General features: G+C 61.2%; 20 protein-coding genes and 4 pseudogenes. 14 read left to right on the forward strand and 10 right to left on the reverse strand.

All coding sequences use genetic code 11. The features are described from left to right. The 5 genes from AB7M16_RS16385 to AB7M16_RS16405 form a co-directional block, all read right to left on the reverse strand. Nucleotides 1-1,908: an AI-2E family transporter gene (locus AB7M16_RS16385; RefSeq protein WP_453944501.1), complete on the reverse strand. Its 1,908-nt coding sequence runs from the start codon at nt 1,906-1,908 to the stop codon at nt 1-3. Nucleotides 1,909-2,234: 326 nt separating this feature from the next. After that, nucleotides 2,235-2,972, reverse strand: a complete 738-nt coding sequence (locus AB7M16_RS16390; RefSeq protein ID WP_453944502.1) for a hypothetical protein — start codon at nt 2,970-2,972, stop codon at nt 2,235-2,237. Continuing rightward, a complete protein-coding gene (locus AB7M16_RS16395) occupies nt 2,969-3,385 on the reverse strand; it encodes a phage holin family protein (RefSeq protein WP_453944503.1) in 417 nt (138 codons plus the stop codon). The genes AB7M16_RS16390 and AB7M16_RS16395 overlap by 4 nt, the downstream gene beginning before the upstream one ends. Continuing rightward, a complete protein-coding gene (locus AB7M16_RS16400) occupies nt 3,382-4,062 on the reverse strand; it encodes a hypothetical protein (RefSeq protein ID WP_453944504.1) in 681 nt (226 codons plus the stop codon). Before AB7M16_RS16400 ends, AB7M16_RS16395 begins: the two co-directional genes overlap by 4 nt. Nucleotides 4,063-4,073: 11 nt before the next feature. After that, complete coding sequence (locus AB7M16_RS16405) at nt 4,074-5,033, reverse strand: DUF3618 domain-containing protein (protein WP_453944505.1); 960 nt, start codon at nt 5,031-5,033, stop codon at nt 4,074-4,076. Between the two features lie 1,197 nt (nt 5,034-6,230). Between AB7M16_RS16405 and AB7M16_RS16410 the strand changes: the two genes are divergently transcribed. The 3 genes and pseudogenes from AB7M16_RS16410 to AB7M16_RS16420 all read left to right on the forward strand — a co-directional run. After that, a complete protein-coding gene (locus AB7M16_RS16410) occupies nt 6,231-6,575 on the forward strand; it encodes a hypothetical protein (RefSeq protein ID WP_453944506.1) in 345 nt (114 codons plus the stop codon). An 11-nt stretch (nt 6,576-6,586) separates the two neighbouring features. Further along, entirely contained in the window at nt 6,587-6,844 is a 258-nt protein-coding gene (locus AB7M16_RS16415) for a DUF2934 domain-containing protein (RefSeq protein WP_453944507.1), read from the forward strand. 83 nt (nt 6,845-6,927) lie between these two features. Beyond that, a pseudogene (locus tag AB7M16_RS16420) lies at nt 6,928-7,746 on the forward strand (LLM class flavin-dependent oxidoreductase); the annotation flags it as partial. A 443-nt stretch (nt 7,747-8,189) separates the two neighbouring features. Here the strand turns inward: AB7M16_RS16420 and AB7M16_RS16425 are convergent. Beyond that, nucleotides 8,190-8,818: pseudogene (locus AB7M16_RS16425) on the reverse strand (chemotaxis protein CheB). Nucleotides 8,819-8,865: 47 nt separating this feature from the next. Between AB7M16_RS16425 and AB7M16_RS16430 the strand changes: the two are divergent. The 7 genes and pseudogenes from AB7M16_RS16430 to AB7M16_RS16460 all read left to right on the forward strand — a co-directional run bounded on the left by AB7M16_RS16430 (nt 8,866) and on the right by AB7M16_RS16460 (nt 12,770). After that, nucleotides 8,866-9,555 (forward strand): Crp/Fnr family transcriptional regulator, encoded by a 690-nt coding sequence (locus AB7M16_RS16430; RefSeq protein ID WP_453944508.1) that lies wholly within the window; start codon nt 8,866-8,868, stop codon nt 9,553-9,555. Between the two features lie 524 nt (nt 9,556-10,079). Further along, a complete protein-coding gene (locus AB7M16_RS16435; RefSeq protein WP_453944509.1) occupies nt 10,080-10,283 on the forward strand; it encodes a hypothetical protein in 204 nt (67 codons plus the stop codon). 363 nt (nt 10,284-10,646) lie between these two features. After that, the gene (locus AB7M16_RS16440) at nt 10,647-11,156 is read left to right on the forward strand and encodes an NAD(P)H-binding protein (protein WP_453947197.1); all 510 of its coding nucleotides are present in this window, start codon (nt 10,647-10,649) and stop codon (nt 11,154-11,156) included. After that, nucleotides 11,056-11,667 (forward strand): hypothetical protein, encoded by a 612-nt coding sequence (locus tag AB7M16_RS16445; RefSeq protein WP_453947325.1) that lies wholly within the window; start codon nt 11,056-11,058, stop codon nt 11,665-11,667. Before AB7M16_RS16440 ends, AB7M16_RS16445 begins: the two co-directional genes overlap by 101 nt. A gap of 29 nt (nt 11,668-11,696) precedes the next feature. Beyond that, entirely contained in the window at nt 11,697-11,831 is a 135-nt protein-coding gene (locus AB7M16_RS16450; protein ID WP_453947198.1) for a DoxX-like family protein, read from the forward strand. After that, a pseudogene (locus AB7M16_RS16455) lies at nt 11,831-12,309 on the forward strand (DUF2269 family protein). Before AB7M16_RS16450 ends, AB7M16_RS16455 begins: the two are co-directional and overlap by 1 nt. Before the next feature lie 248 nt (nt 12,310-12,557). Then, nucleotides 12,558-12,770 (forward strand): hypothetical protein, encoded by a 213-nt coding sequence (locus AB7M16_RS16460; RefSeq protein WP_453947200.1) that lies wholly within the window; start codon nt 12,558-12,560, stop codon nt 12,768-12,770. 132 nt (nt 12,771-12,902) lie between these two features. Here AB7M16_RS16460 and AB7M16_RS16465 read toward each other — a convergent pair whose 3' ends face one another. Further along, nucleotides 12,903-14,528, reverse strand: coding sequence for an alpha-amylase family glycosyl hydrolase (locus tag AB7M16_RS16465; protein WP_453944510.1), 1,626 nt, complete (start codon nt 14,526-14,528; stop codon nt 12,903-12,905). A 344-nt stretch (nt 14,529-14,872) separates the two neighbouring features. Beyond that, nucleotides 14,873-15,370, reverse strand: coding sequence for a ferritin-like domain-containing protein (locus tag AB7M16_RS16470; RefSeq protein ID WP_453944511.1), 498 nt, complete (start codon nt 15,368-15,370; stop codon nt 14,873-14,875). A gap of 233 nt (nt 15,371-15,603) precedes the next feature. On the opposite strand from AB7M16_RS16470, the gene AB7M16_RS16475 reads away from it, so the two are divergent. The 3 genes from AB7M16_RS16475 (at nt 15,604) to AB7M16_RS16485 (ending at nt 19,478) form a co-directional block, all read left to right on the forward strand. Beyond that, a complete protein-coding gene (locus AB7M16_RS16475) occupies nt 15,604-16,173 on the forward strand; it encodes a NuoB/complex I 20 kDa subunit family protein (RefSeq protein ID WP_453947202.1) in 570 nt (189 codons plus the stop codon). Between the two features lie 1,192 nt (nt 16,174-17,365). Then, nucleotides 17,366-18,247 carry a gamma-glutamyl-gamma-aminobutyrate hydrolase family protein gene (locus tag AB7M16_RS16480; RefSeq protein ID WP_453944512.1) on the forward strand — a complete coding sequence of 294 codons (882 nt, stop codon included), beginning with the start codon at nt 17,366-17,368 and terminating at the stop codon, nt 18,245-18,247. Between the two features lie 4 nt (nt 18,248-18,251). Further along, on the forward strand, nt 18,252-19,478 hold the full coding sequence (locus AB7M16_RS16485) for a carboxylate-amine ligase (protein ID WP_453944513.1): 1,227 nt from the start codon (nt 18,252-18,254) through the stop codon (nt 19,476-19,478). 68 nt (nt 19,479-19,546) lie between these two features. Here the strand turns inward: AB7M16_RS16485 and AB7M16_RS16490 are convergent. Continuing rightward, a pseudogene (locus AB7M16_RS16490) lies at nt 19,547-19,641 on the reverse strand (NADH-quinone oxidoreductase subunit D-related protein); the annotation flags it as partial. Nucleotides 19,642-19,869: 228 nt separating this feature from the next. On the opposite strand from AB7M16_RS16490, the gene AB7M16_RS16495 reads away from it, so the two are divergent. Continuing rightward, nucleotides 19,870-20,439, forward strand: a complete 570-nt coding sequence (locus AB7M16_RS16495) for a DUF1236 domain-containing protein (protein WP_453944514.1) — start codon at nt 19,870-19,872, stop codon at nt 20,437-20,439. A gap of 30 nt (nt 20,440-20,469) precedes the next feature. Here AB7M16_RS16495 and AB7M16_RS16500 read toward each other — a convergent pair whose 3' ends face one another. After that, entirely contained in the window at nt 20,470-20,826 is a 357-nt protein-coding gene (locus AB7M16_RS16500; protein WP_453944515.1) for a phosphatase PAP2 family protein, read from the reverse strand. Nucleotides 20,827-20,846 lie beyond the last annotated feature (20 nt).

The raw sequence follows: 20,846 nt of genomic DNA on the forward strand, positions 1-20,846 counted from the left end.
CTAACGTTCGTCTCGCCTGGCGGAAGAGCTGCCTTGTGCCAAGGCTGCCGGTCGAGACCCCTTCTGGGCTTCGGCTAAGCAGGTATCCACAGCCGCTTTCAGGGAAGTGACGTAGTGATCGGCACCGACTGCGATCTGCACTGCCTTGTCTTTGAGAACCTCGTCATCGGCCGGCCATAGGCCGACGAGAATGGGGACACCAGGAAGTCTGCGCCTCAGTCGCTGCAGCAGATATCGCAAATGCGAGGGATTGCCTCGGATATCGAGGTAAGAGATGCAAACCATTGCGACACCTTCCACGTCTAAGGAGCTGATCCCTTCCCGGGATGCCTCATGATAGCTCGCTGTCCTTGCTCCGAGGCCGTGCTTCTGGAGCAGTTGCGCCAGCATCGCAGCTGCGGATTCGTCGAGTGGACCTTTGCCTGCAAGACACAACACCGGCCTCTCGCCCCGCCACGGAGCCGAGAGCGACTGAGCATTCAAGATGGTCTTTGGCAAAGGCGCTTGCGTCATGCCTCGCTGGTCTTTCGGAGTACCTGCAGGAGGCTCCGCGGACGGCGGGGGATGGCTGTCATCGTAGGTAGACAGTTCACTTATCAAGCCGAGGACCGTGTTCCTGACCTTCTCGAGTTGCCGGTGACCGATCACGCCGCGTTCCGCATCATTTGCAGCAAGCTGCAGGCCCTTGAGCGCGACCTCATCATAGTAGGAAGACAAGGAACGCTCGTCCAACAGGAGCTCCGCATGGCCTTGGGCTTCGTCGGCATCGCCTGCAAGAATGCGTTGATAGAAGCTCTCGACGGGGGTAAGCGGGGGCCTATCGCCGAGTAGAACGTCAAGAAATTCGAGTCGGTCAACGTGTCTGCCTAGAACGACCAAGCACAATGTTAGCGGCATCGAAAGAACAAGTCCGATCGATCCCCAAAGCCAGCTCCAAAAAATCGCCGAAACCACCACCGCGAACGGCGAGAGACCAGTGCTATGACCGTAGAGAATGGGCTCGACGCCTTGGCTGACGAGCAGCTCGACCACCACATACAGCGCGGCCGTCCAGATTGCCATAGACCACCCCGGGTCAACGGCCGTTGCAAGTGCGATAGGAAGGCCTGCGGAGATGAATGAGCCGATGTAGGGTACGAACCGCAGCAGCGCGGAAAGGATGCCCCACAGAAGAGGGTTTGGCACACCAATGAAATACAGGCCTACTCCGATGACGACACCGAATGCCGAATTCAAGGCAAGTTGTGCCAGGAAGTAGCGACTCAAGCGCTTGGCGGCGTCGTCCATCGCAAGGGTCGTGCGATGCAAGTCCGTAGAGCCGAACAACCTGATCATACGGTCCCGCAAATCCTCCTTCTGGAGCAAGACGAAGATGGCGACCACCACGATGATGCCGAACGTCGCGAATGGCGACAGGACGGGGGACAGATATTTTTCCAGCAGCGATAAGGGATTCGATGGTTGAGTGCCGGGCGCTGGTTGCTCGGGAGCGGGCGAATCAACGTTTGGCGACGAGGACGGCGGCGCAGCCGAGGTTTGGCCAGACTTACCCTCGTAACCAAGGTGCTCAAGCACACCTGACAACTTGCTCAACGCGAACTCCCGCACGTTGGATACCTTCTTCTCGATTGTCGCCGCATACTCCGGGGCACGATGCGTTAATTGTGCCACTTGAGATCCAATAACAGTGCCGATGACGCCAATAATCCCGATCGCAAGGAGTACGGCTATAAGAACTGATGGTACTCGGCCGAGCCGAAAGCGCCGAAAGAAGTTCACCAAAGGCGACAGGACGAAGGACAGTAGGACCGCGACCGTAATCGGAACGAGCACCTCTCGAGCGACGTATAGCGCAGCCACGATGACCACGCCGATGTGCAACGATAAGAGGGTAGAAGCCGGGCTCAAGGCCGCTGGGACATTCTCCTCTTCCCAGGACGGGGAGCGATCCGCATTAGACATGGCAGCCCTATGAAGCAGACGCGTCGGCAACGCGCGCGGCGCTTAGCCGAACCCCGTTGTGAAACGTTCCCGTGAGGCTCGGGCAGTGTCGGGAGAGAGTGCGGGCTCATTGGCGCCGTAGTCGGCGCCATTATCGTACCCTTCGTATATGGCTCCCTCGCCGGACGATAAAGGCGTGCCATTTCAGAGTCACGTCACGCGGTGCGATCTGCGTAGCCATCTTGGCCTGACTAGTGTGGAATAGCGCGCCGTCCTCCGCGCGCTCCTCCACCTCACGAAGGCAACTTCACCCCTGCGCGCGCGGCTGCCGCAGCGTCCATACCGGCCTGCCGAACCCGGTCCACGACTTCCGCGCCGGTGTCGCTGATTTCTGAGACGACCGTATCAGAGGCTTCGCGCAGGGCCTGCGACACCGCACCGGCGCGCCGATTCAGGTCGGCCTTCACATCGTCGCTGACGTCGCCGATATATCTGTTTTCCAGCTCGGACGCGCGGAACGCGCCTGCCACGGCTGCACCAATCGCGACGCCCACGACACCGAGCACGAGGGGTTGCCGCTCAAGCATATCCGTGAGTGACGATTTCGCGCTGTCGATCGCTTCTTTATCCGGAAAGGAATTGCCGAGCTTGCCGAATTGCTCCTGCGCGAAGGCGACGCCCTCGTCAAAGCGATTGCGGACGCTGTCGGCAGTTCCCGACACCGCATCGGAAGCGGCAGCTTTTGCGCCTCGAAACGTTTCTCCGACTCCCAGGGAACTGTCGTTGTCCATTTCAGGTGCGGTCGGAGGCGCTACGGTCTGCTTGACGGCAGACGCCGCCGACCTCACGCCGCGCGATCCCATCTCGGCGACGGGTGCGACGGCCTCCGCAGCCGAACGCGCCGCGCTCTTCAGCTTCTGATCGCCGGTCAGCAACCAGAGCGCGCCGCCTCCGATCAGCGCGGCGGCAAGCGGGTTTTCCCGGGCGGCGATCACCAAACTGTCCATAAAGCTGGTTTTCGTGCTGTTCATCGCACCATTCCCTTCACGGTGTCCTTGTCCTTTTCGAGTTGGCCGATCGTTTCTCGGGGGGCCAACTGACGCGCATCAAGCCGGTTGATGCCGATTGCGACCAGCACGGCGGCGATCGCCACCGCGATGATGGCCGAGGTCAGATAAGAGACGGGCTGCGACCATCCCGCCGAGATCAATGCGGCGGACAGGGCAAAAAGCGCCATCACGATCGCCGGGATCACCAGAACGGCGCCACCCACGATCAAACCCAGCGCGCCGCCAATCTTCTGGAGCTTTTCGCCGAGCTCCGCTTTCGCCAGGTCGATCTCGTTCTGGAAGAGCTTGGCGAACTGCGACATGGCATCGCCGACCAGCGTCGAGATCGCCCTGAACTCGCTCTGGCTGGTTTTGATATCGCGCTCGATGCTCATGGTACTGTGCTGCCCTTTGTGGAGGAGGTTTGTTGCCGATTGGGACCACGCTGCATGGACTCCTGAGCCCAGGTTTCTTGTCCCGCCGAGAACGACGTCCCGCTTGGGTTTCGACTGCTTTGCGATGACGATCCATCCGTCGTGTCGCGCTGCCCGCTGGATGAGGACTGTCCGCCCGACGCCTTCAGAAAGCGCACGGCGGCGAAGCCTGCCAGCACCGATAGGCCGAGAAAGGCCGCAGGCTGACGTTTGGCGAAATCGGTCGCGCCTTCGACGAGATCTCGGAAGCTTCCATCCCGGATCTTCTGCGCAGCGTCCTCGACATAGTCGGCGGCGGAGCCGATGCCGCGAGCGGCGAACGGGACGTCGCTCTCGAAAGCCCGGCCGGCTTCGCGGATGTTGCTTGCGAGGCGCTCGACGAAATCTGCGCCCGAACGTTGCTGCTCGCGCGCCTGGCTCTGGATCTGGTCCACCGTTCCTTCCGCGACCCCCTTTGCTGCATCCGCGGCCTCACCGAACCTGTCGCGCGCGACGTCGGCCGATGCCCGGAAAGCGTCGCCCGCCCGCTGTTTCACCTCCGCTCCGGCATCGCTCATCTGCTCCTTGATATCTTTTGCGGTGCCCTTGTCCTGCTTCTTTCCGAACTGCGTCACGTTGTGCGGGTCCAAATCGCTCATCATGGTTTCCTTCACGTGTTGGGTTGAGAGGGGCTAAAGGCAGCTTTGACCACGTCGTCGGCAGCCTCTTTCAATGTGCCGGCGATGTTCTGGGTCATGCGGCTGGCATGGCTGCCGAGATCTGCCTCGGCGACCTTTTGCGTCGCAGCATCGGCGGCGGATGTGGTCGCGTCTCTGGCTGCCTCGAATCCGGATTGCATCGCCGCGGCCGCAGCCTGCTTCACTCCGTCGCTGGCTCCGCCCATCACCTTGGCTTCAGCCTTGGTCTCGGGAAGAGCCGCAGCGATGATGGCCCCGATCGCGATGCCCAAGCCTCCGATCAGCGCGGCGTTGTCGCCGATGGTCTGTCGGGCCTGGTTGGGCGCGCTCGCAGCGGCATCCTTGGCCGCGTCCATGCCGCTCTTGAGCTTTTCACTCGCGAAGCTGGCAGCCTGCGCCGCGCTCGCCCGCAGATCAGCGGCGAGACCAGCGGCCTTGTCCTGGACGTCATCAGCCATGCCGGCGGCTCGGCTTTGCGCGGAGGATAGCGTCTCCTTGGCGTCGCCTTGCATGGACCGCGCGCCCTGCGTCACCTCGTCAAGCATGCGCCCCGCCTTGTCCATGACCGGGCCGGTCGCATCTGCAGCGCGATCCCGCACCGTCTTCGACGTCAGGGCCAGCCCCGCCCCGATCATGAGAAGCGGCAGCGGCGTACCTCGCGCCAACCTCAGCAACGGAACGCCCACTGCGGCGCCCGCGGCCACTGCGCGCATCGGGTTGTCCATGATGTGTTGCTTGAGGCCATCGACCCAGCTCTGGGTCTTGTGGGTGACGTATTCGGTCACTTCGGATTTGATGTGCTGCGGCGAGACTTTGTGGCGAATGTCCTCGGCAGTGTCCGCTATCTGCTCCTTCAACCGTCCGACCGTCGCCGCCAGCTCCGCGCGGCTACGCTCGGACTCCCGTCTCAACTCCTCCACGGATTGTGTCATCGCGTTACCCTCTTGCTTTGTTTCTTGGATTTGATGTCGAACTCACGCTTTCTTGAATCGTTCCTAGTGTCGCTTGCCAGCCGGAGCGACAAAAACGGTTTGTTCAAAACGCGCGGAGGGGTGCCGGACGACAGCGATAAGGCTGGCTTCCAGATGTCCGCGGAGAAAACGTTGCCTGAAAAGACGCGGTCGCGAGAACGTCAGCAAGCGATTTAGCGAAGGGCCAGAGATGGCTGTTCGCCGCCTGGTCTACAATGAAAAGGGCCGCTATCGAGCGGCCCTGGCATTCACCAATGATGGTGGCGGCTCCAGCCGTAGTGATGGCCACGGCCTCTTCCCCACCCGTAATGATGGCCACGGCCGCCGCGGTGCCCCCACCCGTGGCCGCCACCATGACCGTGTCCACCCTTGACTTCGATCGCAGTTGAGGCGGGCCCGCCGATTGCATCCGGAGTCGCAACAGGCATCGCCGAGACCGACGTCGTACAAGCTATGGCAACAGCGCACATCAGATATCTAAGTGTGCCTCCGTAGGCCGTCGCGTCCGTCGCGACAGGGTCAAGCGCAGTCAAATCGGGAAAAAGTTGCAATGTTGAGGCGGTGTCGAAGTGACGCTGTTTCAAGGCGAGGCCCCGCCCGTTTAAGTGAAGCATTGTAGCGATCGCAGATATCGCGTCGCCGACGCGGCCGGTCTTCGGCGATGACTGCGTCCAGCGACACGGCAAAGGCTCCTAAGCTATCGGCGGGCCGGGACGAGCTTTTGCGCGGTAGGGATTGCCGCCGCGCAAGCCGGTGCGCTGCGCGTGCTCTCGCAGGAAACTTGCTACGCCGCGAGGTCGAGGGATGGCATTCAGCCAGCCTCCTGCTCGCCATGAGGACTCTTTGCGGCAAAGCGACTTCGAGCGGTGACGGCTTATTGAATTGGGGCTGCGATCGCCGACGATTGCCATACCGTTCCCCTGAGCAAGAGGTCGTGTGTATGCGACCAAGCCGGCGTAGAGCGAGCGAGTGCCACTTCTGGCCGAGAGAGCGCGGGATCCCCGGCAACTCCATCGCGTTTAGGGCCGGCGGCAGGGACTCCGCCCTTGGGCCGTCTGGACGCTCCAGTGCGTACAGGCGTTCAAAGATACGAAGGATCGATAATAGGAACGATCATGAGCGCAAATGGGTAGTCCTGTGATCAGACAGGAGGCAGCCTTGGATCGCAACGAAATCAATTCGCCATCTGGATCACAATACGCCAACACCGCACAGGTGCAGGGATCAGATCAAGTCCTGCTCCCCGGTATAACGGGTCGAGAAGATAATCTTGGCGCTGATCCGGCTTCGCCTTCCGCGTCAGACGTGGAGAAACCTGTCGGCGCGCGGCCGAGGAGTGACGTGACGGGGCAGCATCAGCCGGGCATGGGAGCAAACGAGACGATCGACGGACTGAGCGAGACAGAAGAGGCCGTTCGCGCGGCGGCAGAGGACGAGACCGATGCCGACGACTCTGACGGCCCAGTATTCGACCGGCCAGAGTCGATGCCCAAAATCATCTGAAGCGCACGCGCATGACCGATCTGGAGCAGAGAATACGTGAGCGCGCTCATCGTATGTGGCTGGACGAGGGCCAACCAGAAGGAAAAGCCGAAGCGCATTGGGAGTTGGCGCGCATGGCCATCGCGTTCGAGGACGCGAAGCCGCATCTGCAGAAACCGGTCACAACCGAAACCGTCGAGCCCGTGGTGGCCTTAGTAAACCAAGGCGAGTTTCCAACTCTCACCGACCAGGGGGAGCAGCATCTTCCCGGCGAACTTGCCCGCGAGTAGCACCTAGGGACGGACGCTCCGGCCGGGCGGGACATGCATGCTTTTGGCGCAAGCATTTTCATCCATGGAGCGAGCGACAGGGGCAATCGGGTTTCGCATGGTCCTGGCTTGGTGCAGCACTGGAAGCGACTAGCCTCCCGTTCGGGATCATTACGGCGCCTGGTTATCGCTATCATCCTGCGGTGATCGCACAAGGTGCCGCGACGCTCGGGCAGATGTATCCGGGTCGCATCTGGTTAGCTCTTGGGAGCGGCGAGGCGATCAACGAATCCATCACCGGCATGCCGTGGCCTGAGAAGCAGGAGCGCAACGGACACCTTCTCGAATGCGTGCATGTCATCAGGGCGCTCCTCGCAGGCAAGACTGTCACCCATCGGTGAACGTCGTTGAAGCCAGGCTCTATACCCGCCCCGGAGGAGCCGGTCATGCTGGTCGGAGCGGCCGCGACCGAGACGACAGCAGAGTGGCTGGGCGGCTGGGCCGACGCTCTCATCACCGTTCAGGCCGAGCCGGAGCAGCTTACCCGGGTAATCGAGGCCTTCCGTCGAGGAGGCGGGGACGGCAAGCCCATCATCCTGCAAATGGCGCTGTCCTGGGCTCCGACGGAAGAAGAAGCTGAAGCCGAGGCCCTGCACCAATGGGCCTCAAATGCGGTCGGCGGAGAGGTGAATTGGGACCTTCGACGACCACAGGATTTCGACAATGTGGGCCGCCTGGTCAAGGGCGAGGACATTCGCCGATCGGTCCTGGTGTCGGCAGACCTGGGGCAGCATCGCGCCTGGCTTGCTCAGTACGCTGACATGGGATTTGCCGAGATTCATCTCCACCAAGTGGGCCGACGGCAGTTGAGCTTCATCGAGGCGTTCGCAGAGCAGGTTCTCCCAGCCGTCCGGGAGAAATGACAACGTGTGCCGAGCAGGATTGGCTTGCACCCGCGACGGCTGAGGTCTGCGCCGCGATCTTTGCTTTCCGTTGCCGTCCCGCGGGTCTCTATTTCTAACCCGTCGGGCTGATGTTCGGATCATCCGGTTCGGGCAAAACACCGCAGCCGGGTGTCTTGTCCGGGTCGGTCAGCTCCGGTCTGGCGTGCGGTCCTGCTGGATGTTCAGCGGCCTGTTCAGCAGCTTCATCCGGAAGCGATTGGAGCTTGGTTTCTGAAGGTCGTTGAGACGGTCCATGCCTCCAACACTGCCCGCAAGCCCTGTCGTCTATCGCTGTCCCAGATGTCGAGAGCGCTCGCTCCGGCCGAAAAGATTTAGGACATGCAATCAAAAGTGCTTCGTACGCGTTTAGAAATGCGAATGCAGGGAGCTGGTTGGGATGATCGGAAGCTCTGAGAATGGCCTCACAGCTTTTCTATGTCGTCCGGTGCCCCACGCCAAAGGTCTGGCAACAGACTCAATACGCGAGCGATCCCGGCCGGCCCGCAGACAATCTCCGCCTTTCCAAAATCGATTGCGGCGCTTGGCATTTCAATGTGACGAGAACTGTGGTCCTGGGCCATCGTGATGCCACCGCCTTGCCTGACCACCCGAATGCCGTGGACTCCGGCAGGCAGCATTCCGCTCAGCACGATCACGGCAGTGTGGCGGCCGAAGCGGGCGAAAATGCTCTCACCATCCGGTCACACGACGCCAGCCAGCTGGTCGATTGCGGCGGAAGCGCATCCAGCGCAACGCCACTCGGGGTCAGGCGAAGTCCCGTTCCGGGCGGAACCAGGTAGATGCCGGGCAGCTTGCCTGGCTCACCTGCCTTGGCCCATCTCACCGGGAGTCTGCTGTGCCAAGACAGAGTTTGGTCGAGGGGAAGCGGGATGCGGGGCAGGTGCTGCGCGATGAATATCGGAAGTGGAAAATCCGGCTCCAGCCTCCGAACGATGTCAATGAGCGCCGGAATGCCACCCCCGGAGGCCACGACGCCGACCGCTCCGAGACAGGAACCACCACCGGCTGCGTTTATTGGAACAGAGGCCATATGTCCATCCAGATGACCTACCTTTAGTCCCGAGCCCGAGGAGTGCAATGGATAACAGGCTCCTCGCGAACCTGCCCGACCGGGAACTAGAGCTCGTGCAGCCACATCTGCAAGCTGTCGAGTTGCGTTACACGCAGGTACTGGCGGAGCCCGACGAGCCTATCACCCACATGTATTTCCCGACCCGAGGTGTGCTCTCGATGGTGAATGAGCCGGAGGACGGCGACATCATCGAGTTCGCGACGGTGGGGAACGAGGGAATGGTTGGCGTTCCCCTTCTGCTCGGCGCATCGACCATGCCAAGCCGCGTGTTCGTGCAGGTCGAAGGTGCGGGCTTCCGGGCTGCTGCGAGCGGCATGCTCGAGGTCTTGAAACAGACGCCGACGTTCAATGCCCGGCTGATGCGCTACGTCATGGCCTTGCTCAACCAGATCGCCCAGGGAACCTCCTGCAATCGCCTGCACGAAGTGCAGGAGCGTTGTGCCCGCTGGCTCCTGCATACCCACGACCGGGTCAACGGCGAGAGCTTCACGCTGACCCAAGAGTTCCTCGGTCAGATGCTGGGAGTGCACCGTCCGACGGTAACGATTGCGGCGCGGATGCTCCAGCAGGCCGGCCTGATCCGCTATAGTCGCGGCCATATCGAAGTCATCGATCGGCCGGGTCTGGAAGCTGCGGCATGCCCCTGCTACCGCCTCATTATCGATCAATACGCCCGCTTGCTGGAGCCGGCTTGAGGTGCTCGAGCGACGATCGCAGCACGTCGTAAGCCGTTGCCGCTGCGAGCCATGATGCCCGCACCAACGGGTCCCTGCTTCGCTCTGCCGCCATAGTGCAACGCATTTGCAGATGGCGAAGCCGCAGCGATGGGGTCAAGACTCTTTCGGCGGCTGTAGGCCCGAATTGATCCATGCTTTCTCCCGCCGAATCCATGACGACCGCTCATCCGCCGGTTCAAGCTGCAATCGGTCTTCAGGCTTGATCAGCCGTGCGAGTTTGCGGCACCAGTACAGAAGATGATTCATGCGCGATTAGTTACCAGCAAGCTGAGCTGCTGTCGGTCATGTACCCAACATACGTGGATGCGCAGGCGTGCCTATGTTGGGCCAAATCAGGTGGCGCATGCCTACGAAGAGTGCTCTCGCTCCTGTGCGGGCAGCAGCTCAATGTGCGATAAGCTGGCGAAACTTTGCAAAGGATAAGGCGCAAATGCCGGCCGTGTGATTGAACAAGGGCATCACCACAAACGCATGGACACGACATGTTCGGATCGACGGTATTTTCACCTGAGGACCTGTCGCTGCTCGGAGCGATTTACGATCTGGTCGTAGATTCGCTTCCAATCCGAATGCGCACGCATAGAAATCGGCTCCAGGTCGCTCGTAACCTGTTCTATTTGAAACTGCGTGGCGAACGCGATCCGCTAAACCTGGAGCTTGGCGCTGCGGCTGGTTTGATCTGCTGAGCGTAAGCTGTCTTGCTCTGAGATGTCTCGTGGTGCGCCCTTGGCTGAACTTTGCCGAGCGCCGCGAGAGAGCGTTCCCGCAAGGGCTCAACGCAGCAATTCATTTCCGCCGTGGGAGCAAGCAGGCCTAGGTTGGCGAGCGTTCGAGGCAAGGTGCCGGCCAGCTAGTAGGCAGTGCTGCACGACCTCATCAGTTCCACCGCAGGAACGATCATAATAGATTCGCTTTATTCGTTGGCACAGCCGTTCTCGGATAGCCTAGATGAAGGACCAGTCTATGCGCATCCTTCTCATCGGAGGTACGGGACTGATCGGCTCGGCAATCCGGGCAAGTTGTCGGCCGGAGCGCATGAATGCGTACTGGTGTCGCGTCATCCAACAGTCACATCCGATACGCAGCACATTACCCTCGATGTCGCCCGGACCACCGACGCTTCGAATTGGAAGGGTATTCTTACAGGTGTCGATGCCGTCATCAACGCGGCGGGTGCCCTGCACGGCCAGGACCTGCGAGCCGTTCATGTCGCTGGAAGCGCAGCGCTTTACGCCGCGTGTGAAAGTGCGGGCATCCGCCGTGTGATCCTGTTCTCGGCGATCGGCAGCAATCGCGAAGCCATTAGCGAATTTTCTCGCACCAAGTACGACGGCGAAGCCGCCTTGATGGCAAGGAACGTCGATTGGGTCGTGCTGCGGCCTTCTCGTGGTGGGCCGGCCGGCATATGGTGGCAGCGCGCTATTGCGAGGGCTCGCATCCCTTATGATTCTACCGGTCATGCCGGGCACCGCAGCTATTCAACCGGTGCATCTCGACGACGTGGTCGAGACGGTGGTGTTCTTCCTGCGACCCGGCGCTCCCGCTCGCGTCGCGCTTGATCTGGCCGGTCCAGAGCGGATTGCCTTCAGCGACACGGTCGCGCTGTTTCGCTCCTGGCTCCGCTGGAGGCCGGCTTACCGCCTGCACCTACCAGCTTGGGTGGCTTCGGCGGCTTATCGCGCCCGTGACGTTGCGCAGATGCTGGGTTGGGCAACACCCATCAACGCGGCCGCGCGGGCAGAAATGCGGCGCGGCGCGACGGGCGATGCTGAGCCCTGGCGTCAGATCACCGGCATAAGACCGCGCGACATCGAAGCTGCGCTCGCACGTGAGCCACCCTCGGTGCAGGAACGCTGGTTTCCACGGCTATATCTGCTCAAGCCGCTGAATTTCGGCGCCTTCGGCCTGTTCTGGAGTGGCACGGGCATCATCTCGCTCGGTCCGAGATGGGAAATTGGGATGTCCTTGCTACGAGAAGGCAGACTGCCAGAAAATGTCGCGGCTCTCACAATCGTCGCCGGCGCGCTCCCCGACATCGCATTGGCCTTGCAATTCTTCGGCGGCCTCTGAGCCGCTACGGCCTATGGGCAGCACTGATCATCTCACTCAGCTATGCAATGATCGGTACGGCGCTGGTGCCGCGGCTGTGGGCCGATCCGCTTGGGCCGATGCTGAAGATCTGGCCAATCATCATGCTCAATCTCGACGCCATGGCGATCCGACAGGATCGCTGATGTTCTATTACCTTGTGAAGATGGGGCACATCATCGGGGCTGCGGTCCTGCTCGGCACGGGGGTCGGCATCGCCTTCTTCATGCTGGTGACTCATCTTCGCGGCGACCTGCGCGAGATGGCGGGGGTCGCGCGGACGGTGGTGCTGGCCGATTCCCTGTTCACGGCAAGCGCAGTGATCCTGCAGCCGATCACGGGCACATGGCTCGCCGGGTCGAGCGGGTATTCCCTTCGCGACAGATGGGTTGCGGGGTCCATCGCACTGTACGTGGTGACAGGCGGCTTCTGGCTCCCGGTGGTGTGGATGCAAATGCGAATGCGCAACCTTGCCGTTCGCGCGATCGAGACCGACTCCAAGCTGCCCGGCGAGTATTACCGTCTCTTCTGGTGGTGGTTGATCTTCGATTTCCGGCGTTCGCAGCCGTGCTGGCTATCTTCTGGCTGATGGTCGCCCGCCCGGCTATCCCGTACTGGGACTAACATGAAGTTGTTTGCCGGATCGTCCCGGCTCAAAGAGACGCCGCCCTGCCCTGACGCCGACTTAGTCGGCCGCAAGGCGACTGCGTCTGCGATAGAACTCAGAAATTGACTGCACGTTTCAAATAGAGGACATCTGAGATGACCAACTATTTGAAGCTGCCTACCTAGGCCGACAAAAAGAATATTTGGCGGTGGTTGAGACTCCTCGCGGGAGTTGCTGCAAATTGGAATTCGATCGCGAGCCGCGGGTGTTTACGCTTTCGAAGGCCTTGATGGCTGGCTTAACTTATCCTTACGATTGGGAATTATCCCCGACCCTAGCGGATGATGGTGATCCTTTGGACGGGTTCGTAATCCACGATGGCGCCACGTATCCGGGGACCGTCCTTCGGTCTGCCGCACCGCGAAGGCTCAGCCGGAGATGGTTGGCGCAACAGAGAGCAGTCTTCAGAACTACTTAGTTTGACGCTTGCGGCGTAGTCCCTCGGAGAAGGCTGATCGCTGCCCTGCAGGCAAATAACGTGTCAACTGCCCCTCTCTTCGCAAAGCCTCACCGAACTACGTCGAGACTGGATGGCGCCGAGAGGAGCCGATCAAAGGTTCGCACTGCCGAAGTTGTCGTCGGAGATGAATGCAATGATTACGCCTTCATTACCCCGAAGCAGGATCGTCGTGTCCGGCAATAGCTCGCGCGACCGGTCCAGATGAGTCGATATCAGCACGCGGCCGCGGCCCTGCCAGTGCCATTTCCGCGGCTCGCAGGTGGTGTTGAGCGCCACCAGCATTTCCGTCGTGCCCGCCAGGCGCTTGAAGGCGAGGACATCGTCCCGGGATCGCACTGGGGCGTAGCCGCCCTCGCGCAGGCAGGCATGCTCGCGCCGCAGCGCGATCAGCGCGCGAAACACGGCAAGGACGGAACGTTCGTGCCGCTGCTGCTCAGCTACGTTTGGCGCATCGCCCCGCTCCAGAGGCAGCCATGGCTCGCCGGTGGTGAAGCCGCCACTCTCGGTGTCTTCCCAGCGCATCGGCGCGCGCTCGGGATCGCGGCAAAGCCCATAGCCGGGTACCAGCTTCTCGAAGGGATCACGAACGCGATCGGGCGCAATGGGCACACGTTTGCGCCCAATCTCGTCACCCATGTAGAGGAAGGGCGTTCCAGGCAGCGTCATAAGCAGCATCGCCAGCACGCGCATCTGCCCCGTGCCGATCTTGCTTGCGATTCGCTGCTTGTCGTGCCCGCCGATCAGCCAGACCGGCCAAGCCTTGTCGGGAATGGCATTGAGATAGGCGTCGATGGCCGCTTGCAGCGACAGCGCCTGCCATTGCGCGTCCACCAGCGCGAAATTGAGCGGCAGATGCAGGCGCGGCCGACCGTCACCATAGAAATGACCGATCCGGTCGGTCTTGCCCTGGACTTCGCCGCACAGCAGCCGATCCGGGTAGCTATCGATCACCTCCCGGATGAATTCAATGCAATTCATCGTCTCTTTCCGGTCGTCGGTGAACACCGGTGTCTGCCGTTGCGGCGGCGGTTTGCCCTCGGCCTGCGGGTTCGGCGGATTGTCGCGCAAGAGCTCGTCCTTGATCAGCACGGCGCTGGCATCCACGCGGAAGCCGTCAACGCCACGATCGAGCCAGAAGCGCAGCACGTCGGCCATCGCCTTTTGCACCTCTGGATTGCGCCAGTTCAGGTCGGGCTGTTCGACCAGGAACGAGTGATAATAGTATTGCCGCCGCGCCTCGCACCATTCCCAACCGCTGCCCCCGAAACGGCTCAGCCAGTTGTTGGGCGGCCCCCCCGTCGCGGCAGCATCGGCCCAGATGTACCAGTCGGCCTTGGCACTGTTCGGCGAGCTGGAGCTCTCGACGAACCATGCGTGATCGTTGGCGGTGTGGTTGGGAACGAAATCGAGGATGAGGCGGATGCCCTGGGCGTGCAACTCCTCGAGCACGCGGTCGAAATTGTCGAGGCTACCGAGCCCTGGGTCGATGGAGCAGTAATCCGAGATGTCGTAGCCGAGATCCCGGAATGGGCTTTTGTAGATCGGCGTCAGCCACACCGCGTCGACGCCGAGCCATTTCAGATAGGCGATGCGCGAGATCAGGCCGGTGAGATCGCCCTTGCCGTCGCCATTGGAGTCCTGGAACGAGATCAGCGCGATCTCATAGATGACGGCGGACTTCCACCATGGATGTTCGGGATGGCGCTCGGTGGTCATGTCCTCTGTTGACCTCGACTGTGATTCGGCCGCCCTGAGCCGTTCCAAAGGACTTTCCCGGTTTCTAAGCGTATGAAGCGACGATGGTTGCTAGTGCTGTCCGTTATAGGCAGGGGTTGTCCATCCGAAAGAGCAGATTCGGAGGCAGCTACCAGTTCGGGACGACCGCTGAGGGCGCAACGAAAATGGGAGAGGTGGAAATCTTCACATCGCCCGCTCGCCGGGATGCTGGAAATCCACTCCCTGCATTGGGATGCGCAATGCGGCGGGCTGGCCCGGTCGCAGCGAGCGACGAGATCCCGATCGGCGCAAGGTAAACGGGCGGTCTCACCTCCGCTTTGATACTATGCCGCCTGCCGCTGATGCGCTAGGAACTCCATCGTCACCTTTTCGACGTTTGAGTCGATCCACGCAGCCATACGCTGCTCTTCCTTCAGAGATGCCTCCAGTTCTGCCTTGGCCTCGGTGACTCCGGCGGCGTCGCAGAGTGCAATGAGGGACTTGTAGGCCGCGATCTCGAAGTTCTCAAATGCATTGTTGGCGAAGGTATTCTTGAGGATCTCGTCGTTGGCGGCCGAGTGCGCCATCGCCTGCATGTTGGCCATCACGGATTGCGCGGTGTCCTTGAGACTGGACGTGCTCTCGCCGCATGATTCCAGGCACCGCTCGAGCCGTTTCAGCTGCTCGTTGGTCTCCTGAAGGTGAGCTGCGACCTTGGCTTTGACCTCCGGATACTCGTCCAGCCGCTCCGACTGCCGTTCCATTAACTCCCTCGCCTGCACCTCCATCGCATGTGCATTGCGTAGTCCAATCACGAATGTCTCGCGTGCGGCGTTCGCCATGTGCTGTCTCCGTTTGACTGGTTTCCTTGCGCAACCGCGCCCCGCAGCGATCGTTCCAATGCCCGCATTCACTCCTTGATCCGCCTGTTAGCTTCCGCGTTCCCAAACACACGGCGCTTAACATGCGATAGCCGAACATCAAACATATCGGCGCATGCAGGAACGCTCCTGTAGAACCCCTGTTCTCCGCAGGGTGACCTTCTGCTTTGAGCCAACTGCGTCCGAGGGGCCCAATGAGTGACACTCCTCCGCAGACCGATATTGCCCACGATCGGAGGCGACCTGGCGACGGGCTGCCAGCGAATGCGTCCGATCCCTACTTCATGCGAATTCGTGACGATCTCGCCGACAAGGGGTTTTTCACGGCAACAGCAGAGGAACTGATTACTTGGGCACGCACGGGATCGCTGATGTGGATGACATTCGGGCTCGCCTGCTGCGCCGTTGAAATGATGCAGATGTCGATGCCTCGGTATGACGCGGAACGATTCGGCTTCGCGCCCCGAGCCTCGCCGCGACAATCGGACGTGATCATCGTCGCCGGCACATTGACCAACAAGATGGCTCCGGCTTTCCGCAAGATCTACGACCAGATGCCGGAGCCTCGCTACGTGATCTCGATGGGATCCTGCGCCAATGGAGGCGGCTACTACCATTACTCCTATTCCGTCGTGCGCGGTTGTGACCGCGTCGTTCCAGTCGACATCTACGTCCCCGGCTGCCCGCCGACGGCCGAGGCACTTCTCTATGGCGTCATGCTGCTTCAGAAGAAAATCCGGCGGATGGGCACCATCGAGCGATAGAACGAACCGCAGGAGGCTGGCAGGGCATGATGCAAACTCCTCCTCTATCCGCAGGGGCGCCGAGCCATATCTCGATTTGGACCGCAACGACAATACGCGTCAGGTCGCGCCGACATTGCCCACCGACAGCTTGCCATCGTCAATGTGATCTTCGTTGACTGCGAAAATGCACGGACGGCAATTGGGTGCTGATGGATGCGGGTGTCCGGGCTCGGCCCAGGCGATCCACTCCGCGTCAAGCGCTTGCCTTGGTGGCAGCGGCGGGCCCGCCTGCATCGTGATGACGCAGGGTCACTTCGACCATGTTGACGCGCTCGATACGCTGCAGCGAATGGGACGTGCCGGTCTACGCCCATGCGGCCAAACCTCCCCATCTCGATGGCACCCGTTCCTAATCGCCGGCAAATCCGGGTATCGGTGGCGGGCTGCTCGCTCTGATCAAACCCGCTGTTTCCGACCAGGCCGGCCAACGTCGCATCCACCCGTGACGAATGCGCTGAGCTGAAGTCGAATAGCGGGCCTGATCTGCTTCGCTTAAACACTAGAAAAAGGCCTCTGGGGTCGGACCGGAGGCCTTCTGGCTCACTGGGGTACATCCGCCCAAGTGAACATCAATGCGGTTGCCGTAGCTGCCGCTCTATGTCCAAGGCTTGCTCTGCGTTGCCGACCTTCTTGTGTAGTTCGTTCTTCTCAGCGCCGGTCAGCTTGGCGTCAGCTCGCCTCCTCATGTGCTCCGCGAATTGAGCCAAGCGGTGTTCGAGAGAGGTTGTCTGCTTGACCCGCTTGCGCGTCAATCCCATCCCGTTTCCTTTTCTATTTGATGAGAATATGCAATCGCTCGCCTGGCGCCCACAACACAGGTTAATTCTAGGACGTTCGTCGAATGGGCGGCGGAGGCACTCGGCGAGGAATGGCGGTCCATCCTGGGCTTGTCGAGTTGCGTACTCAGCTTGCTCTGCCGACCTGGCGCGGTCTTGGATCCTAACTCAGCGTATTTCGGCTTTTGCCCAAACACCCGCTTCATAACAAAAGTTAACCGCGTGACACGTCAATAGACCAGAGCAACCATTCTGCACAGTTGCTGTTTTACCAAGCACAGACACACGAATGAAGGTAGCCGAGACATTTGCACGAGCCCCGTCCCACAATCGATCCCCACGACCCCGCCGCCTGCAGTCGATGGGCGCTTCGCTTGGGGACAAACGTCAGGGAGCTCAAGGCAGCGATCCATCAATTCGGCAGCGCCGCGGATGCGGTTGCCTACGGCCTCCAGCAGTGGCGGCACAGCGCCTCGCGCGGGCAGTGGCAGGCGCGCACCGGGGCGCCGCAGGTGGGTATTCTCTCCGACACCATGATGGCACGCGGCGAACACCTCGCCTCGGTCGCGTTGATCTGCGTGAACGCCGTCGGCCTCGTCGCCGGGGCCGTACCGCGGATCCTTCCGGCGGCACGCGAAGCTGACATTGACGCCTACCTCGACGGCCTCGACGGCCTCTTCGTCGGCGGCGGGCAGACCAATGTTCATCCCTCGCGTTACGGCCAAATGGTCGACGAGACTCGCGACGGCCCGTTCGACGAATACCGCGACGAAGTCGCGCTCCAGCTGATCCCGCGCGCGCTGGCACGGGGCATTCCCGCACTCTTTGTCTGCCGCGGCCTACAGGAGCTGAACGTCGCTTTTGGCGGTACGCTGGAAAAGGAGCCAGATGACCTGCCCGAAGACCAGCGCCACGGCACGCCCGATGCGGACAATGAAGATGCGCGCTACCGGCTACGGCAAAAAGTGACGCTGCGCAAAGGAGGTGTCCTGCAACAGATCTGCGGCGAAGATGCCGTCACAGTGAATTCGCTGCACAGCTTCCTGATCAAGCATCTCGCACCGGGGCTCATCGTGGAAGCAGTGGCGGAGGATGGCTCGATAGAAGCCGTTAGCGTCGCAGGCGCCAGCGCTTTTGCACTCGGCACGCTGTTTCATCCGGACTATTGGGCAAGCACAGATCATGCATCGGCGCGCATCCTCTCCGCCTTCGGAGATGCGGCTCGCCTGTACGCACAGACAAAGAGGACAGCTTAGGACCATGCACCGCTACCGCTTCGGCATCGAGGAGGAATACTTCCTGGTCAACCGCCAATCCGCTGCGCCGCGGTCCGAGCTGCCGAAGGCCTATATGACGGCATCTCAGAAGCGCCTGGGTGAGCGACTGAACACCGAGATACTGCAATCGCAGATAGAGGTCGCCACCCCGCCGCTGACCAATTCCGCCGACGCCTTGGCCGAGCTCGCGCGCTACCGCTCCGTCCTCGCCGAAGTCGGCAAGGACCACGGTATCGGCATCATCGCCGCCGGCACGCACCCGCTGGCGCAGCCGCAGCAGCAGCGCATGACGCGCAAGCGCCGCTACAGCAAGGTCATCAGCGATCTCGGGATGGTCGGCCTTGGCAACCCTATTAGCGGGCTACATGTTCACGTCGAGGTGCCCGAGCCTGACCTGCGGGTCGAGATCATGCACCGACTGGTACCGTTCCTCCCGCTCCTGCTGGCACTGTCGACCTCCTCGCCGTTCTGGTGCGGCTATCCTACAGGGTTGCTGGGGTATCGCAATGCCGCCAATGACGCTCTGCCCCGCACTGGTTTTCCCGAGATGTTTCGCAACCTCACCGAATACGAGACTTACGTGAAGACTTTGGTCCACGCGGGCATCGTCCCCAACGCGACCTATGTCTGGTGGGCCTTGCGGCCTTCCCTCCAGCATCCCACCCTCGAGCTACGTATCACCGACTGCTGCACGGCAATTGCGGACTCGGTCGCGATCGCGGCACTGTTTCGTGCGCTGGTGAGGCATGCCGTCCATCATCCCGATCTGAACGCGAACCATTCGGCAGTGCATCGCGCCCTGATCGAGGAAAATCGCTGGCGGGCCCAGCGCTACGGGACCGATGGCACGTACATCGATCTGGTGTCGTTGGAGCCTGTCTCGTTCAGAAGCTTGCTGGACGCGGTGATCGCGATGCTGGCTCCCGATATCGAGCATCTCGGGGTGGAAGACGACATCCAGTATCTCAAGAGCATCCCGAGGCGCGGTACCTCGGCGCATCTTCAGCTGGAATATTTCCGCAGCTTGAGGAAGTTCGGCCGCTCGCCGCGAGAGGCGATCGGCGACGTGACCAAGTGGCTTAGGACTTCGACGGAGAACGGCAATTTCACCCCGAGGAACGACGAGGCGAAGAAAGCCAGAGATCAACAGCCTTTCGTAACACCGGTGCTTTTGGGGTCGAAACTGCCTCCAAGTGATATAGTGTTCTAGTGAAAGCCAAAAGCGCGCTTTACCAGACCAGCCACTGAGTCATGAAGTCGTATCCAATGCAGCACATCTTAACGATCCACCTCGCCGAACACGAGTCCAGGGAACCAAGGATTGCGGAGACGTCGGCGAGCAGATGCCCCCTGCAGAGGAAATCCATGGCTTCATTCATCCGGAAGCGATTGGAGCTTGGTTTCTGAAGGTCGTTGCATCGCATTCTCCTGTCGGCGCGGCGAGTCATCCGACTGCTATTCAGCGCTCGCGAGAGCTGAACGTTCCTACCGATGATGTCGCTGCGAGGTGAGCTCCGCATCCGGGGAGGCGGCCTCAGAGCCGTGACTTAGGAACGTCGGATCGATGCTCCGGTTGGGACAAGAAATCGGAGACGCTCGCCATGGTCGCAAATCTTCCCCGAAGCGAAGAGAGAGAAGGCACCCGCAGACTGATGATGTGGGGATGCGCCATCGCCGCGGTTCTTTTCGTCGGCTTTGCATTGTGGTTTGTCGCACCCCAGATGTTCGGCACCACCGACTATGTTGGACGTCCGCCGACAGGAGCTGACAGCAGCGCACCCGCCACCACGGTCGGGACCGGAGTTCCGACACAGAGGGAGGCGATCAGCGCGGCAGCGAAGGAAGATCCCGCTCGAAACGAAGACTCGACGGGCCGTCGAGCCCGCGAGATCCAGCAAACTGCCGGCCCAGCGAACCTCAGCGGCGAACAACGTGAGCAGCTACGCGCGATCTTTTCCTCGCAGCAAGCGCCTGCCATGGATCGCCCCAACTTCGAGATGATGATCGGGACGTCCGTTCCCGGGCAGACGGCCGTCGCCGACCTGCCGCCGGAAGCAACTCAGGTGCTGAACGGATTTTGGGGCGACCAGTATCTGATCGCGGGCAAAAGTCTCGTCATCGTGGATCAGCACTCCCGGCGCGTGGCCGCCATCATCGCCAACGTGCACTGAGCTCAGTTTTTTCTTCAGCAGCCAACTTCGTCAGGCGGATAGTTGACGGATTGACTTCTCGATCGCGGCACCCAGCGCCCAGCCGGCAAGGACGTCCGTCGGCCAATGTGCCAGCACGGCTATTCTGGTCGCGGCGAGCGCTCCGCCGACCGCATAGATGTACGTTCTTTTCCTGGGGTACGCCCAAGCCAGGGCGCCGACAACGGCTCCGAGATGCACGCTGTGCCCAGAGGGGAAGGAATCGTACGGCCTGCCAGAGATGCCGACCCCTCGTCGATCTTGACCCACCACGCAACGGTCAGGTCGTTGCCGGTCGATCATGCTCTTGATGACTCTCGGAGCAGCGATCGCTGCCGCCACTGTCACCGCCAAATGGCTCGCGGACATGTGATGACGCCGCCCCCCCA

This window comes from Bradyrhizobium sp. USDA 372 (genome assembly GCF_053629095.1).

What these genes read in the sequence shown, in the direction of transcription:
- AB7M16_RS16395 (WP_453944503.1), bottom strand. Translation starts at nt 3,385, where the DNA reads ATGAGCATCGAGCGCGATATCAAAACCAGCCAGAGCGAGTTCAGGGCG.
- AB7M16_RS16430 (WP_453944508.1), top strand. Translation starts at nt 8,866, where the DNA reads ATGGATAACAGGCTCCTCGCGAACCTGCCCGACCGGGAACTAGAGCTC.
- AB7M16_RS16470 (WP_453944511.1), bottom strand. Translation starts at nt 15,370, where the DNA reads ATGGCGAACGCCGCACGCGAGACATTCGTGATTGGACTACGCAATGCA.
- AB7M16_RS16500 (WP_453944515.1), bottom strand. Translation starts at nt 20,826, where the DNA reads ATGTCCGCGAGCCATTTGGCGGTGACAGTGGCGGCAGCGATCGCTGCT.
- AB7M16_RS16475 (WP_453947202.1), top strand. Translation starts at nt 15,604, where the DNA reads ATGAGTGACACTCCTCCGCAGACCGATATTGCCCACGATCGGAGGCGA.
- AB7M16_RS16435 (WP_453944509.1), top strand. Translation starts at nt 10,080, where the DNA reads ATGTTCGGATCGACGGTATTTTCACCTGAGGACCTGTCGCTGCTCGGA.
- AB7M16_RS16495 (WP_453944514.1), top strand. Translation starts at nt 19,870, where the DNA reads ATGGTCGCAAATCTTCCCCGAAGCGAAGAGAGAGAAGGCACCCGCAGA.
- AB7M16_RS16390 (WP_453944502.1), bottom strand. Translation starts at nt 2,972, where the DNA reads ATGAACAGCACGAAAACCAGCTTTATGGACAGTTTGGTGATCGCCGCC.
- AB7M16_RS16405 (WP_453944505.1), bottom strand. Translation starts at nt 5,033, where the DNA reads ATGACACAATCCGTGGAGGAGTTGAGACGGGAGTCCGAGCGTAGCCGC.
- AB7M16_RS16415 (WP_453944507.1), top strand. Translation starts at nt 6,587, where the DNA reads ATGACCGATCTGGAGCAGAGAATACGTGAGCGCGCTCATCGTATGTGG.
- AB7M16_RS16465 (WP_453944510.1), bottom strand. Translation starts at nt 14,528, where the DNA reads ATGACCACCGAGCGCCATCCCGAACATCCATGGTGGAAGTCCGCCGTC.
- AB7M16_RS16400 (WP_453944504.1), bottom strand. Translation starts at nt 4,062, where the DNA reads ATGAGCGATTTGGACCCGCACAACGTGACGCAGTTCGGAAAGAAGCAG.
- AB7M16_RS16445 (WP_453947325.1), top strand. Translation starts at nt 11,056, where the DNA reads ATGCCGGGCACCGCAGCTATTCAACCGGTGCATCTCGACGACGTGGTC.
- AB7M16_RS16485 (WP_453944513.1), top strand. Translation starts at nt 18,252, where the DNA reads ATGCACCGCTACCGCTTCGGCATCGAGGAGGAATACTTCCTGGTCAAC.